We start from the raw sequence: 15,017 nt of genomic DNA on the forward strand, positions 1-15,017 counted from the left end.
CGCCGCTCGCCCTGCCCCACATGCCATGATGCCCAGCACACGGGCCCGGCCCCGTCCGGGAGCCCACGACCAGGAAGGCCCCATGCCCTCGACCTCACCCGACGCACCGGGACCTGGCGCCCCGGGGACGCCGCATCCGCCCGTCCTCGCGCTGCTGCGCACCTCGCTTCCGACGCTGCCTCCGCAGCTGCAGCGCCTGGCGGTGCTCGCCCTCGAGTCCCCCGCCGAGGTGGGGCGGATGACCATCACGGAGTACGCCGAGCGCGCTGGCGCCTCGGCCGCCTCGGTGACCCGCCTGTGCCGCACCCTCGGCATCGAGCGGTTCACGACGCTGCGCACCGAGCTGGTGCTGGCCGCGGAGCGACCCGCCGCCGGCGGTGGCCCGCGGGTCACCGGGGACATCACGGCCGAGACTCCGCTGCCGGAGCTGATCGCCAGCCTCGGCGTGCTCTCCACCGGCTCGATCGAGGAGACCTCCCGTCTGCTGGACCCGGCCGAGGTCGCCACGATCGTGCAGGCCCTCGGGGATGCCCGGCAGGTGTTCGCCACGGGCGCCGGCTCAGCGCACGTGGTCGCGGTCTCCCTCGAGCACAAGCTGCGCAGCCTCGGCATCCCGGCCACCACCTTCCACGATCCGCCGTCGGCCGTGATCGGGCTAGCGGCCTCCCGGCCCGGGGACGTGTTCGTGGCGGTCTCGGAGACGGGCACGGCGAGCGAGACCGTGCCGCAGCTGGCCGAGGCGAAGCGGCGCGGCTGCCTCACGGTGCTGATCACGCGGCTGTCCAGCTCCCCGGCCGCGGAGATCGCCGACCACGTGCTGCTCGCCGTGCAGGACCGTGCACCGCTGCGCGTCGGCACGCTGACCAGCCGGATCGCCGAGATGTATCTCGCCGACGTGCTCGCCAGCGGGGTGGTGGTGCGCCATCACGAGCGCTCCCTCGAGGCGCTCTCCTCCGTCGAGGAGGCGCTCGAACGGTACTGGTGAGCGGGGACGGACCGACGCCTGACGCCTGCGGTCCCGCCCACGCCCTCCGTCCCGCCATCGACGCTCCTCGCGCCCGCCCGCTTCCGCCCTTCCCGCACGCCACCCACCCAGGAGCCCCTGCATGACCACCCCCGCCCTGCCCGCCCCGTCGGCCGATCTCGCGCCGCTGCGGGTGATGAGCTTCAACGCGCTGTTCGCGACCGACACGACCACCGCGGCCGATCCCGGGCACTGGCCCCACCGCGCCCCCGCGATCGAGGCGCTGCTGGCCGCCGAGCGCCCCCACCTGGTGGGACTGCAGGAGATGCAGGAGCACACCTTCGGCCCGGTCGAGCAGGGACTGGGGCAGGCATACCGACGGCTCGGCACCGCCACGCGCGGCGGCAGCGACGGGCTGATCAACCCGATCCTCTACGACGCCGGGCGCCTGGAGCTCGTGGCGTGGAACCAGTTCTGGCTCTCGGACAGGCCGCGCGAGATCGGCTCGGCGACCTGGGGGAACGCCGGCCCGCGGGTCGCGGTGTGGGCGCGCTTCCGCGACCGCGAGACCGGCGGGGAGCTCGTGCACCTCAACACCCACCTCGACCACGTGATCACGCAGGCGAAGGTCAAGGGCGCCCAGCTCATCGCCGACCACCTGCGCCAGTTCCACCTCCTGCACCTGCCGGCGCTGGTCACCGGCGACTTCAACTCTGTCGCCGCCGACTCCCCCGCCTACGAGGTGCTGGTCGAGGAGTTCGGCCTGCAGGACACCTGGCGAGAGGCGGCCGAGCGCACCACGCCCGGCTGGGGCACCTTCCCCCACTTCGGCGAGGTCGAGGTCTCCGACTTCCGCATCGACTGGATCCTCGCGAGCCCCGGCGTGGAAGTGCTCGAGGCGTCGATCAACGCCGGGCGGCCGGGCGGGGTGTTCCCGAGCGACCACCTGCCGGTGCAGGCGAGCGTGCGGATGCCGGTGACGGGGGCCTGAGCGGGACGCCGGCGGGAGCCCCGGCCCTGCCCCGCGCGCTCAGCCCCGTCGGCCGGCGCCGGTCTCCCGCTCCAGCAGCATCCGCAGCACGTTCCGCGCCGTGCGCTGCACCTCCCCCAGCGTGATGCCGCCGTCCCTGGCGAGGGAGTCCTCGATCGCGTCGTCCCGGGTGGTGCCGAAGTGGACCTTCGAGCCGGGCATGAGCACGTCCACCTGCGCCCGGACCCGGTAGGCGCTGTCGCGCAGGGCCGAGAAGTGCGGATCGGGCTCCATGCGCATCCACCAGTCGGTGACGACGTTGCCCTCGTACCCCCACTCGCCGCGCAGCACGGTCGTGACCAGGTCGTAGTGGTAGTGGCCCCACACCCCGTTGATGCGGTTGTAGGAGGTCATGAGGTTTCGCGGGCGGGCCTCGCGCACCACCGTCTCGAAGGCGCGCAGGTAGATCTCGCGCAGGGCGCGCTCCGAGACCCGGGAGTCGTTGACGGTGCGGGCGGTCTCCTGGTTGTTCGCGGCGAAGTGCTTCGGGCAGGCGGAGACGCCCTGGGACTGCACCCCGGCGACCACCGCGACCGCCATCTCGCCCGTGAGCAGCGGGTCCTCGGAGAAGTACTCGAAGTTCCTGCCGCACAGCGGGTCGCGGTGGATGTTCATGCCGGGCGAGAGCAGCATGTCGGAGCCTTTGGCGACCATCTCGGCGCCGTGCAGCGCGGCGAGCTCCTGCACCGCGGCCGGGTCCCAGGAGGAGGCGAGCGCGGTCCCGCACGGCAGCAGGGCCGCTGTCGCGGCGAGCCGCAGCCCGGAGGGTCCGTCGGTCGTCGTGACCACGGGGATGCCGCGTGCGCGCAGCGCCTCGGTGACCCCGCCGAGCGTCCCCGCGTTCCCGGGCACGCCGAGCGGGCTGTCCATGACGATGTCCCCGTAGGCGAGGGAGGCGAGCTCCTCCGGGGAGAGCGCGGCGACGAAGCGGTCCAGGTCGAGCCGTCCCGCGGTGACGTCCTCGAAGCGGGCGGTGGGGTCCTCGGCCGGGGGGATCGTCTCGGGAAGGCGGTCCAGGATCCGCTGAGGGAGGTCCACCCTCGCCGTCGGCACCGTCTCCCGCCCGCTGAGCGCCCGGCCCTCATCGTCGCGGCGCAGCACGCTCCGCTCGAAGGCGTGCTCGGGCCGCACCGCGGCGACCTCCTCCAGCTGCCGCACCACCCGCAGGGAGGGCACGTGCGCGGAGCCGACGTGCACGGCCCGGCGCACGTCGGGGCCGACGAACAGGCGGTGCTCCCCGGCCTCCAGCACCCAGGCGCTGCGGTGCCCGCTCGCCCCGGAGTCGTCGTACCGGGCGTGCTCGGCGAGGTCGACCGCGAGCTCGAGCCGCACAGACTCCCCGGGCGCGAGCTGCGGGGTGCGGGTGAAGGCGGCGAGGGTGCGGGCGGGCCCGCCCAGCGTCCCGTCGGGCGCGCCGAGGTAGACCTGCACCACCTCGGAGCCGCTGCGCTGCCCCGTGTTCACGGCGGTGACCTGCACGCTCGCCTGCTCGCCGGAGACCGTGACCGTGACCTCGCCCAGATCGACCTGCGTGTAGCCGAGCCCGTATCCGAAGGGGAACAGCACGTCCCCGGGCGCGAAGGTCTCGAAGTGGCGGTAGCCGACGAACACGTCCTCGACGTACTCGGTCGCCTCCGTGTGCCCGAAGTGGCCGGCGGAGGGGTGGCTTTCGTAGCGTCGGGCGATGGTGTCAGTGAGCCGTCCGCCGGGCTCGCTCGCGCCGGTGAGCACGTCGGCGGCGGCGCGGGCGCCCTCCATGCCCCCGGACCAGGCCAGCAGCACGGCGGCGGGCTCGAACTCGTCTATCCACGAGAGGTCGATGACGTTGCCGGTGTCGACCAGCACCACCATGTGCGCGAAGGCGGCGCCGACCCGGGCGAGCAGGGACCGCTCCTCGCCGGTGAGGTGGTAGCCGCCCTCCTCGAGGACGTTGTCGCGGTCCTCCCCGGCGGCGCGGCCGATGACCACGACCGCGGTCCCGCAGCGCTCGGCCGCCGCGCGGATCGCGCTCTCCTCGAGCGGCATCTCGGGGAAGTGCCGCGGCCAGCGGCCCCACTCCTCGCCGGGATCGGCCGGATGCCGCGCCGTCCAGGACTCGTAGCGCGCGGCGAGCTCCTCGTCGACCGCGACCGCCCCACCCTCCCGCAGCGAGTCCAGCAGGTTCGTGACATAGGGCGGGTTCACGTCGCCGCCGGAGCCGTAGCCGACCGCGATCCAGTCCTTCTGGGTGCGGCCGAAGAGCGCCACCTCCGCTCCCGGCCGCAGCGGGAGCGCCCCGTCGTTGCGCAGCAGCACGATGCCGCGGGCGGCGAGCTCGCGGCAGCGCGCGGCGAGGGCCGGATCGACCTCGGGCAGGGCATCGTCCGCCGCGGCGCGGACGGCGGTGGGGCGCTGGGACAGCAGGGCATCGGTCATGGTGGAGGCGCTTTCGTCGGCGGCGCCGCGTGAGCGGGCCGCTGCGGGTCGGTGGGCGGAGGCGGCCGGGTCAGCCCTTGATCGCCCCGGTCAGCACGCCCTTGGTGAAGAACCGCTGGGCGAAGGGGTAGACCACGAGGATCGGCAGGGTGGCGACCACGACGATCGCCATCTGCACCGTCTGCGCGGGCGGTGCGGGCCGATCCGGAGCCTGCAGATCCGTCATCGCGTTGGACTGGACCACGTACTGGTTCAGCACCAGCTGGATCGGCCACTTGGTGGTGTCGTTGATGTACAGAAGGGCGTTGAAGAAGGAGTTCCAGTAGCCGACCGCGTAGAACAGGGCGATCACGGCGAGGACCGCCTTCGACAGCGGCAGCACGATCGAGGCGAAGATCCGGAACTCGCTGGCCCCGTCGATCCGGGCGGACTCGAGCAGCTCCTGCGGCAGCTCCATGAAGAAGTTCCTCATCACGATCATGTTGAACGCGCTGATCAGCCCCGGCAGGATCAGCGCCCAGTAGCTGTCCAGCAGCCCCAGCTGCTTGATGAGCAGGTAGTTGGGGATGATCCCGGCGCCGAAGAACATCGTGCACAGCACCATCACCATCGCGGCCTTCGAGAAGGGCACCTGGCGGGTGCGGGTCAGCCCGTAGGCGAGCATCGAGGTGAACACGAGCGACAGGAGCGTGCCGACCACCGTGATGCCGGCGGTGACCAGCAGGGAGCGGGTCACCACTCCCCCGGCGAAGATCGACTCGTAGGCCGAGGTGGAGAACGAGGTGGGCCACAGCTGTCCCGAGCCGACAGAGCGTCCGTCGGCGAAGGAGAACATGATGACGTAGAGGAACGGGTACAGCATCACCACCACGATCGCGGCGATCGCGACGACCTTGAGCGACTGCATGGTGGGCGAGGGACGGTCCATCCACGGGGGACGGCCGGCGGCCGTGCGGCGCGGACGCCGCCGGGTGGGGTCGGGCTGGGCGAGCTGGTCGATGACGGTCATCAGAAGATCCCTCCGGTGCCGAGACGCTTGGCGATGCGGTTCGCGCCGATGACGAGGACTGTTGCGATGACGCCCTTGAGCAGCCCGGCCGCGGCCGAGAGCCCCCAGTCCCCGCCGGCGACGCCGCGGTAGTAGACGAAGGTGTCCAGCACCTGCGCGGCGTTCGCGCCGACGGCGGGCTGCTGGAGCAGCAGCTGCTCGAACCCGACGGTGAGCACGTTGCCCACGGTGAGGATCAGCAGCAGCGAGATGACGGGCACGAGGCCGGGCAGGGTGATGTGCCACATGCGCCGCCAGGACCCGGCGCCGTCGGTGGCCGCGGACTCGTACAGCTCGGTGGGGATCGAGGAGATCGCGGCGAAGAAGATGATCGTGCCCCAGCCGATGTCCTTCCAGATGACCTGGCTGACCACCAGGATCTTGAAGGTCTCGGGGTTGGTCATGATGTTCACGCCGTGCAGCCCGATCAGCTCGAACATCTCGGCGATCGGCCCGGCACCGCCGAGGATCTTCTGCCAGATCGCGATGACGATCACCCAGGAGATGAAGTGCGGCAGGTAGACGACGGTCTGGATGGCGCGTTTGATCCTCTCGCTGAGCAGCGAGTTCAGGAACAGGGCCAGGATGATCGGCGCGGGGAACGCGAAGGCGATCTGCAGCAGCGAGATCACCAGGGTGTTCACCAGGGCGCGCAGCACCTCGTCGTCGGTGAGCAGATTCGCGAAGTTCTGCAGCCCCACCCACTGCGAGTCGAAGACGCCGCGGAAGGCTGAGTAGTCCTGGAAGGCGACCACGTTCCCGGCGAGCGGGAGATAGGCGAAAACCGCGAAGAACAGCACGCCGGGCACGATGAACACGTACATCTGCCATTCACGTCGCATCCGCTGCAGGAGGCTGCGTCGGCGGGGCGCGACGGGCGGTGTGGCCGACGGGTCGGCCGACGGGGCGATGCTCTTCGGCGGCGGCACGGCGGCGAGCGCCTGAGCCGTCGGCGCCGGGGCGGGGTCCTGGGCGTCGATGCTCATCGCGGACGTCCTTCCTGGGTGGTGGTGGGGCGGGCCGCGCCGGGCCCGCCGGGGGCGGTGATGCCCGGGAGGGCCTCGAGGACGGCGCTGCGGAGGTGGCAGCGGGCGGCGGGGAGGTGCTCGAGCAGCTGCTCGAGGATCTCGCCGGGGCGCTCGGGCGCGGGGCCGGTGCCTGCGGCGTACCGGGCGAGCTCGTCCCAGCGCTCGGGGCGGGCGATGACCAGCGGCGAGGTGGGGCGGTCGAGCTTCTTCCAGGTCCAGAACGTCCAGGGGATTTGGTGGCGCTCGAAGAGGGAGAAGGCCTCGGTGTACCAGCTCTCCTGGTTCTCGCCGCTCTCCCCCATCCACAGCGGCAGGCCGAGCCGCTCGCGCAGGTCGAGATAGGGCCGGATGCTGTCGGTGGTGGGCTCGGACCAGTACTTGTGGAAGTGCAGGCAGGAGTTCTCGTCCCAGACCCGTTCGAGGCCGTCGAAGCGGGTGGACCAGTGCCAGCCCTCGATGGAGAGTAGGTGGTGGGGGTCGACCGCGCGGATCTCGGCGATGACGTCGCGGTAGAACTCCGCCAGGCGCGGCACGAGATGGGCGTGCTGCTCGGGCAGCGGCTCGTTGAGCAGGTCGTAGGCGATGACGGTGGGGTCGTGCGCGTACCGCGCGGCGAGCAGCCGCCACAGGCCGAGGCCCTGCGTGTAGGCGTCCGGGTCGGTGAACAGCTCGGGCAGTCGGTGCGGGGAGTCGTCGATGTTCGCGCCGGTCTGCCCGCCGGGCGCGCCGTGGAGGTCCAGCACACAGCCGATCCCCGCCTCCCGACACCAGGCGAGGGTGTCGTCGACGTGGGCGATGCCCTCCGTGCGCAGTCCCTCCCCGTCCAGCAGCAGGCGGGCGTTCAGCGGCAGGCGCACGTGGTCGAAGCCGGCGGCGGCGATCAGGGCGATGTCCTCGGCTGTGATGAACTGGGCGCGGTACCGGGTCCAGAAGTCGGCGGCCGCCTCGGCGCCCTCGAGCTCCTGGACCATCGCCTCGATCCGGCGCGGGGAGTCGACGTGGCCCTCGAGGTCCCACATGTATCCCTCGGGCAGCAGCCAGCCGCCCAGGCCCATGCCGCGACGGAAGGCGGGCGCCCCGTCGGGCGCGATGAGCTCCGTGCCCTCGCGGCGGTGGAAGTCCGCGGCCGACGCCCCGCGGGGCGCCGCGGTCGCGTGGGTCCTCTGCGCTGTCACTGCTGCTCTCCTCCTGTGCGTGCCCCGCGTCCCGGGCGGGACGCACTAGGGTGCGGGCCATGGCCAGCACCTCCCCGGACCCGACCGACCCGACGCTGGGTCCGCGCGCCCGACGGTCCGCGCTGCGGCGCCGGGAGATCCTCGAGTCGGCGGCGCGCACCATCGGCCGACGCGGCTACGCCGGGGCGTCCCTCGCGGCGATCGCGCAGGACGTCGGCATCTCCGCGCCGTCCCTGCTCCACCACTTCCGCAACAAGGAGTCCCTGCTCACCGAGCTGATCGCCTACCGCGACGAGATCTCCCGCGGCGGCGGGCCGACGTCCTTCGACGAGGGCGGCCAGGCGCTGCTGGACCACCTCGGGGACACCGCGGAGCTCAACGCCCGCGACCGCGGTCTGACCCAGCTGTACGCGGTGCTGCTCGGCGAGTCGATCACCGAGGGCCACCCCGCCCAGGAGTCGTTCCGGGCGCGGTTCGAAGGGCTGCGGGCGCCGGTGCGGGACGCGCTGCTCAGCGCCGTGGCCGATCCGTCCCTCGACGAGCAGGACGTGCTGGAGGCCGCGGCCGCGATCGTGGCGGTGATGGACGGCATCCAGTACCAGTTCCTGCTCGCGCCCGAGTCGTTGGACATGGCCGCGGTGACGCGCCGGGCCGTGCGGGCGATCCTGGCGGACCTCCGCGACGGCTCCGGTCGCGACAGCGGATGAGGGCATCGCTCAGGACGCCTGGTCGAGGGCTTCGGTGTACTCGTCGCAGAGGGTCTGCCCGCCGCCCTTGAGCCATGCGTCGCGATAGGTCTGCATCTCGCTCAGCGGGCGACGGCCGGTGACGAAGCCGTTGCGGTAGTCCTCGTTGATCGAGTCGAGCTTCGCGTTCAGCGTCGCCGCGCTCGGGGCGATGATGCCCGCGACCGGGTTCGGCACGGTCTGGGAGATCAGCGACTCCATGGTGGTGCGGAAGTTGTCGACGTAGTCGTGCAGGGTCGAGCCGATCGAGTAGATCGGCGAGTTGAAGGCACCCAGCCACTGCAGGGCCAGGCGGTCCGAGTCCGCCTGCTCGTCGTTCAGACCGACGATCTCGTGGTCCTTCCCGAACTCGTAGTTCACGCCCTCGGTGCCGGTGCCGATGAACAGCGCCTCCTCGGAGCCGAAGGGCGCGCGCCAGTAGTTGACGATGTTCAGCAGCTCGTGCAGGCGCTCCTCGTCCTCGGCGGCGGCCGCGGAGATCGCGACGATGCCCCAGTAACCGTCGTCGCGCTGGATGACGAGGTCGCCGCCGTCGACGGCCGGGGGCACGAAGAACTCGAGCTCGGCCTCGGGGGTCGCCTCGACGACCTGGCCGATGATGGGGTTTCCGAAGAAGCCGGAGAAGGAGTCGACCGAGAGCGCGATCTGGCCCGGGGTGAACATGTCAGGGAGGTCGCCGCCGATGCCGTCGGGGTGGATGGCGCCGGCCTCCCAGAGCTTGGTCTCGAACTCCATGACCTGCTCGAAGGCGTCGGTCATGAGGACGTTGGTGACCTTTCCGGCGTCGTCGAGCTGCCAGGTGGTGCCGGCGCGGAACATCCACTCGAACATCGCCTGGACCGTGCCGCTGATCCCGGCGAGCGCCCAGATCTGCTTCCCGTGCGCCTTCTTCAGCCCCGCGATGTCCGTCATGACCTGCAGGAACTCGTCAGTGTTCGTGCCCAAGGAGTCGTGTCCGGCCATCCGCATGAGGTCGCCGCGGATGATCGGGAAGTTCGTGAGATAGGGGTTCTCGTTGGGGATGCCGTAGAGGTGGCCGTTCTTGGCGGAGACCTGCCAGGCGTTGGTGGAGACGTTGGCGAGGTTCGGCCACTGGAGGATGTTGTCGCCGGCGAGCACCTCGGTGAGGTCGGCGAAGGCGCCGTCGGCCAGGGCTCGCTGCCCGATCGCGTCATTGTCCTGCACGAAGGAGAGATCGGGGACGCTGCCCGAGGCGATCGTGGTGGAGAACTTGTCGTTGTAGCCGTCGGAGGCGGTGAGGGTGGGGGTGAAGGTGACGTTCAGCCGCTCCTCGAGCTCCTGCCAGTACACGTTCTGCTCGCGGGGCCGGGGCGGTGCCGCCCACAGCACCTGGAAGGTGGTGACCTCGTCGCCGCTGCCGGGGACCTCGCCCACGGAGGTGAAGTACTCCTTGACGGGGTCGGTGATGATCATCGGCATGCCCTCGACCTCGGAGACGATCGCGCCCTCCGGGGCGGGCGGCTCGACGTAGGTGGGCAGCTCGAGGTCCTGCTGCTCGAAGCCGCCGGCGGAGCCGCCGCCCCCGCCGCTGCAGGCGGCGAGCCCGGTGACCCCAAGGGCGGTCGCGCCGAGCGCGAGGACGCTGCGGCGCGAGGGGCGGATGGTGCGCGAGGAATCGTGATGCATGACGCTCTCCCTTGAGGTCGGGTCGACAACCGAGCAAACGCCTAACGGTCATTAGGCGTTGATGACCGGGAGTCTAGACGGGCCCACGGGCGGCCCGAGGTGCCTCACGTCACGATCGGGTCACGGATTCGGCGCCCTCGCGCGCGCGGGTCGGGGAGGCACCGAGGGGCCGCCGACGCCCGCGACCCGGGTTCCGCCCGGTGCGGCGCGCGGCTAGGGTCGGCGCCGTCACTGCCCCTCCGCCGACGCGGGGCATCACCTCGGGCACCGCTGCTCGAGGCGCTGACCTGCACGGTCGACGACACCGGGCCCCGCCATGCCCCGGAAGGACCCCGCCATGACCGCACCCCTCCGCCGCCGCACCGCCCTGACAGCGCTCGGCCTCACCACCGCCGGCGCGGCCGCCGCGCCACTCCTGTCCGCCCCGGCCCATGCCGACGGCCCGCCGACGGGGATGCCCTCCCAACAGGTGCGGGTGGACCGCTCCGGCGGCGTGGTCGCCACCCAGGGCGAGCGGGAGATCGTGTGGGAGCAGGTCCCGACCACGGACGCCGCCCCGGACGCGACGCTCGAGATCGACACCGCCTCCCGCCGGCACACCCTGGACGGCTTCGGGCCCGCGCTCACGCATTCGGCGGCCTGGCTGCTGCTGCGCATGCCCGCCGCCCGGCGCCGCCGGCTCCTGCAGGAGATGTTCTCCCCGAACGGCCCGCTGCGCCTGAGTGCCCTGCGGATCCCCGTCGGGACCTGCGACTTCGCCCCCAACGAGGGTGAGCGGACCTACTACACGCTCGCCGACGAGCCCGGCCCGTCGGCCGACCCGCTTGCGCACTTCGACCTCTCGCGCGACGAGGGGACGATCCTGCCCGTGCTGCGCGAGATCCTCGAGGTCGCCGGGGAGCTCGAGGTGGTCCTCTCGCCCTGGTCGGCCCCGGCCTGGATGAAGATGAACGGCTCGCTGATCGGCGGCGCCCTGCACGAGGACGAGGAGACCCGCCGGCTCTGGGCCGAGTACCTCGCGCGCGCCGTGGAGGCCTACGAGGCGGCGGCGCCGGGCCTGCACGTCTCGGCGCTGACCGTGCAGAACGAGCCGCTGCACGACACGGCCGCCTATCCCTGCATGGGCATGTCGCCCGAGGTCCAGACGTCGGTCATCTCCCACCTCCTCGAAGAGCTGGACGAGCGCGGCCTGGACACCCGGATCCTCTCCTACGACCACAACTGGGACCGCGTCGACTACCCCCAGCAGGTACTCGACGAGCTGGCCGGGCAGGGCATCGACCCGCAGCGGGTCGGGTCCGCCTTCCACGCCTACGCGGGCAGCGCCGATGCGGTCGAGCCGCTGCACGCCGCCCACCCGGACTCCCCGATCTGGTTCACCGAGCAGTCCGGGACCCAGGATCCCGGCAAGCCCTACAAGGCCGACTTCGCCGACGGGATCTGGTGGATGTCCAACCAGCTGTTCCTGCCGGCCCTGCGCCACCACCACCAGGGGATCATCCTGTTCAACCTGGTCCTGGACCAGGACGGTGGGCCGGGACCGGCGACCTTCACCAACGGCACGGGGCTGTTCCAGATCGACGAGTCGACCGGGGCCCTGACCCCGAACTCCGAGCTGTACGTGATGGCTCACTTCTCCCGCTTCGTGCCGGTGGGCTCCCCCGTGCTCGCCTCAGCGGATGCCGAGGACCTACCGAACGTCGCCTGTCTGCGCCCCGACGGGTCGGTGGTCGTCGTGCTGCACAACAATGCACCCGCCCGCACCCTCCGGGTCCGCGCCGGGGAGCGGGAGCTCACCGTCGCTCTGCCCGGCTGGACGCTCGCGACCTGCGTACTCACCGAGCGTCAGCAGGTGCGGCGACGGTGAGCCGGCGGTGAGCCGGGCGGCGTTCCCGCGGGAACGCCGCCCGCGCCCTCACCCCCAGCCCTCGGTCCGCTCCTTCAGCTCGCGGTAGGCCTCGAGCACCTCGGGCGTCGGCTCCGCGTCGACGATCCGCGAGCCGCTGATCTCCCAGGCGGGGGGCTCCTCGGTGCCGGCGAGCGCCCAGGCGGCCTGACGGGCGGCGCCGAGGGCGACGAACTCCCCGTCGGGCGCGATCGTGACCTCACGGCCGAAGATCGCGGGCGCGAGCTGCTGGACAGCGCGGGAGCGGGCGCCGCCGCCGATCAGGGTGATGCGGCGGGCGGCCGTGCCGGTGCGCTTTTCGAGGGACGTGATGCCGTCGGCGAGGGAGCACAGCAGGGCCTCGACGTAGGCGCGGGCCACGTCCTCGCGGGTGGTGGAGGTGCTCATGCCGGTCAGGGTGGCGCGGGCGTGGGGGCGGTTCGGGGTGCGCTCCCCGTCGAAGTAGGGCAGCAGGGTCACGCCGTTCGCGCCGGGCTCGGAGGCGAGCGCCAGCTCGGCCATCTCGTCGTGGCTGACGCCGAGCAGGGCGCGGCCGGCCTCGAGGATGCGGGAGGCGTTGATGGTGGTGGTCATAGGCAGGAAGCGGCCGGTCGCATCGGCGAAGCCGGTCACCGTGCCGCTGGCATCGCCGGGTCGCGCATCGCTGACCATCGCACACACGCCGGAGGTGCCGATCGAGACGGAGACGTCGCCGGGGCCCAGCGACAGGCCGAGCGCGGCGCCCATGTTGTCGCCGGTGCCGGCCGCGATCGCGGCCCCGGAGGCGGTGCGGGCCATGACCTCGTTCGGGGCCTCGGGCAGGCGCGGCAGCTCGAGGCCCTTCCCGAGCGCGGCCTCGACGAGCTCGGGCTTCCATGCCTCCTCGCGGGTGGAGTAGTAGCCGGTGCCGGAGGCGTCGCCGCGATCGGTGAACGGGGCGGTGCCGGACTCGGCGAGGTGGAGGGAGACAAAGTCGTGCGGGAGCAGCACCTGCGCAGCACGCCGCGCGTTCTCGGGCTCCTCGTCGCGCACCCAGCGCAGCTTGGACGCGGTGAAGGACGCGACCATGAGGCTGCCGATCTCCTCGACGCTGGCTGCGGCCCCGCCCATCTCCTCGATCAGGGTCTGCGCCTGCGGGGCGGAGCGGGTGTCGTTCCACAGCAGCGCATCACGCACCACCTCGCCCGCCTCGTCGAGCAGCACCATGCCGTGCTGCTGGCCGCCGACGGCGAGGGCGTCGGCCCGCTCGAGCAGGGGGCCCGCCGCCTCGTCGACCGCCCGGAGCCAGGCGCGGGGGTCGACCTCGGTGCCGTCGGGATGGGAGGCGCGGCGCTCCTCGAGCACCTGCCCGGTCTCGGCGTCGACGAGCAGCGCCTTCGTGGACTGGGTGGAGGAGTCGATGCCGAGGACGAGCGGGGCCATGAGGGGTCCTTTGCGAGCGGGTCGGGACGGAAGGGCAGGTGAGGGGGCCTGTCAGGCGGTCAGCGGGGCGCGGGCGCGCCCCGCGCACGAGGCCAGGGTACGGGCGAGGAGCGACCGGCCGCCCCCGGAAGCCGGCCTCGGGCCGGGGCGGTGCCGGAGGGTGCGCGGGCCCGGCCGCCGCATCCAGTGGCGCTCAGCCCGCAGCCACCCGGCCTATGGCCGATGGCTGCGGGCTGAGCGCCAGTGGAAGACACGGGCCCGATGCAGGGCGCCCGCCGACCAGCCTCGGGCCCCGGGCCTGGATCCTCAGGCGCGGAAGCCGAGGAGGTGCTGCATGGCCAGCTGCTGCAGGCGCACGAAGCCGTAGTTCCGCTCGCCGGCCTTGTCGGCGTCGAAGTCCTCGAAGGTGGAGCGGTCCGCGAGGAGGTCCGCGAGGGTCTCGCCCTCGCCGAGGGTGGGCTGGGAGAGCTCCTCGATGCCGGAGTAGGCCATGGCCTCCTGCACCTCGGAGTCCTGACGGAACGCGATCGCGCGCTCCTTGAGCATCAGGTACATCTCCATGTTCGCCGCCGCAGAGTCGTACTGGCCCTGCTCGTGCTCGGTGCGGGAGGGCTTGAAGTCGAAGTGGCGAGCGCCCTCGTAGGCGCCGGGCTTCGAGGGGAAGCCGTTCTCGAGCAGGTCCACGGTGAAGAACGCGCTGATCAGGTCGCCGTGACCGAACACGAGGTCCTGGTCGTACATCGGGCCGTGCTGCCCGTTGAGGTCGATGTGGAAGAGCTTGTCGCTCCACAGCGCCTGGGCGAGGCCGTGGGTGTAGTTCAGGGTCGCCATCTGCTCGTGGCCGGTCTCGGGGTTGATGCCGACGATGTCGCCGTGCTCGAGCTGCTCGATGAAGGCCAGGGCGTGGCCGACGGTGGGCAGGAAGATGTTGCCGCGGGGCTCGTTGGGCTTGGGCTCGAGGCCGATGCGCAGGTCGTAGCCCTTGTCCTTGATGTAGCCGGCGACGGTGTCGAGGCCCTCGCGGTAGCGCTCGAGCGCGGCGTGGAGATCCTTGGAGCCGTCGTACTCGGAGCCCTCGCGCCCGCCCCACATCACGAAGGTGCTCGCGCCGAGCTCGGCGGCGAGGTCGACGTTGGCGAGCACCTTGCGCAGGCCGAAGCGGCGCACGGAGCGGTCGTTGGAGGTGAAGGCGCCGTCCTTGAAGACTGGGTGGGCGAAGGTGTCGGTGGTGACCATCTCGATCACCAGGCCGGTCTCCTCGGTGACCTTCTTGAGCTGGTCGATGATCCGCGAGCGCTCCTCGGGGGTGGCGTCGAAGGGGATCACGTCGTTGTCGTGGAAGGTGAAGCCCCAGGCGCCGAGCTCCGCGAGCTTGCGGACGTGGGCGGTGAGCTCGAGCGGCGGGCGGGTGGCGGAGCCGAACTGGTCCTGCGCCTGCCAGCCCGTGGTCCACAGGCCGAAGGAGAACTTGTCGTCACGGGTGGGGGTGGGTGCGGTCATGGGGTGCTCCTCGGTGGTGGTCGACGGCGTCGTCGGGGGTGCTGCGCACGGCGGCGGTCCGCCATGGCGGGGGTGCACCCCTTCCCTTAGTAAGTTTCCGTTACTAATCTACGCATGGGAGGCTGTCCCGCACAACCCGGGGAGCCGACGAACCCCG

Annotated in this window: 11 protein-coding genes; 4 read left to right on the forward strand and 7 right to left on the reverse strand. The window is 72.0% G+C overall.

Annotated elements, in window-relative coordinates; translation table 11 throughout:
- Positions 1 to 82: 82 nt before the first annotated feature.
- Both DEU31_RS11660 and DEU31_RS11665 read left to right on the forward strand, forming a co-directional pair.
- On the forward strand, positions 83 to 985 hold the full coding sequence (locus DEU31_RS11660) for a MurR/RpiR family transcriptional regulator (protein WP_166649490.1): 903 nt from the start codon (positions 83 to 85) through the stop codon (positions 983 to 985).
- Between the two features lie 121 nt (positions 986 to 1,106).
- Positions 1,107 to 1,955 (forward strand): endonuclease/exonuclease/phosphatase family protein, encoded by an 849-nt coding sequence (locus DEU31_RS11665; protein ID WP_133677238.1) that lies wholly within the window; start codon positions 1,107 to 1,109, stop codon positions 1,953 to 1,955.
- Between the two features lie 39 nt (positions 1,956 to 1,994).
- On the opposite strand, the gene DEU31_RS11670 is transcribed toward DEU31_RS11665, so the two are convergent.
- The 4 genes from DEU31_RS11670 to DEU31_RS11685 form a co-directional block, all read right to left on the reverse strand.
- The gene (locus DEU31_RS11670; protein ID WP_133677239.1) at positions 1,995 to 4,409 is read right to left on the reverse strand and encodes a glycoside hydrolase family 3 protein; all 2,415 of its coding nucleotides are present in this window, start codon (positions 4,407 to 4,409) and stop codon (positions 1,995 to 1,997) included.
- Between the two features lie 70 nt (positions 4,410 to 4,479).
- On the reverse strand, positions 4,480 to 5,418 hold the full coding sequence (locus tag DEU31_RS11675; protein WP_133677240.1) for a carbohydrate ABC transporter permease: 939 nt from the start codon (positions 5,416 to 5,418) through the stop codon (positions 4,480 to 4,482).
- Entirely contained in the window at positions 5,418 to 6,443 is a 1,026-nt protein-coding gene (locus DEU31_RS11680; RefSeq protein WP_133677241.1) for an ABC transporter permease subunit, read from the reverse strand. Before DEU31_RS11680 ends, DEU31_RS11675 begins: the two co-directional genes overlap by 1 nt.
- The gene (locus DEU31_RS11685) at positions 6,440 to 7,660 is read right to left on the reverse strand and encodes a cellulase family glycosylhydrolase (protein ID WP_133677242.1); all 1,221 of its coding nucleotides are present in this window, start codon (positions 7,658 to 7,660) and stop codon (positions 6,440 to 6,442) included. Before DEU31_RS11685 ends, DEU31_RS11680 begins: the two co-directional genes overlap by 4 nt.
- 59 nt (positions 7,661 to 7,719) lie before the next feature.
- Between DEU31_RS11685 and DEU31_RS11690 the strand changes: the two genes are divergently transcribed.
- The gene (locus DEU31_RS11690; protein WP_133677243.1) at positions 7,720 to 8,367 is read left to right on the forward strand and encodes a TetR/AcrR family transcriptional regulator; all 648 of its coding nucleotides are present in this window, start codon (positions 7,720 to 7,722) and stop codon (positions 8,365 to 8,367) included.
- A 9-nt stretch (positions 8,368 to 8,376) separates the two neighbouring features.
- On the opposite strand, the gene DEU31_RS11695 is transcribed toward DEU31_RS11690, so the two are convergent.
- Positions 8,377 to 10,053, reverse strand: coding sequence for an extracellular solute-binding protein (locus DEU31_RS11695; protein ID WP_133677244.1), 1,677 nt, complete (start codon positions 10,051 to 10,053; stop codon positions 8,377 to 8,379).
- A 337-nt stretch (positions 10,054 to 10,390) separates the two neighbouring features.
- Between DEU31_RS11695 and DEU31_RS11700 the strand changes: the two genes are divergently transcribed.
- Positions 10,391 to 11,920: a glycoside hydrolase family 30 beta sandwich domain-containing protein gene (locus DEU31_RS11700; protein ID WP_133677245.1), complete on the forward strand. Its 1,530-nt coding sequence runs from the start codon at positions 10,391 to 10,393 to the stop codon at positions 11,918 to 11,920.
- Positions 11,921 to 11,968: 48 nt separating this feature from the next.
- Here DEU31_RS11700 and xylB read toward each other — a convergent pair whose 3' ends face one another.
- Entirely contained in the window at positions 11,969 to 13,360 is a 1,392-nt protein-coding gene (gene xylB, locus DEU31_RS11705) for a xylulokinase (RefSeq protein ID WP_133677246.1), read from the reverse strand.
- A gap of 306 nt (positions 13,361 to 13,666) precedes the next feature.
- The gene (gene xylA / locus DEU31_RS11710) at positions 13,667 to 14,860 is read right to left on the reverse strand and encodes a xylose isomerase (protein WP_133677247.1); all 1,194 of its coding nucleotides are present in this window, start codon (positions 14,858 to 14,860) and stop codon (positions 13,667 to 13,669) included.
- Positions 14,861 to 15,017: the final 157 nt, after the last annotated feature.

The organism is Brachybacterium sp. AG952, assembly GCF_004362645.1.
Classification (GTDB): domain Bacteria; phylum Actinomycetota; class Actinomycetes; order Actinomycetales; family Dermabacteraceae; genus Brachybacterium; species Brachybacterium conglomeratum.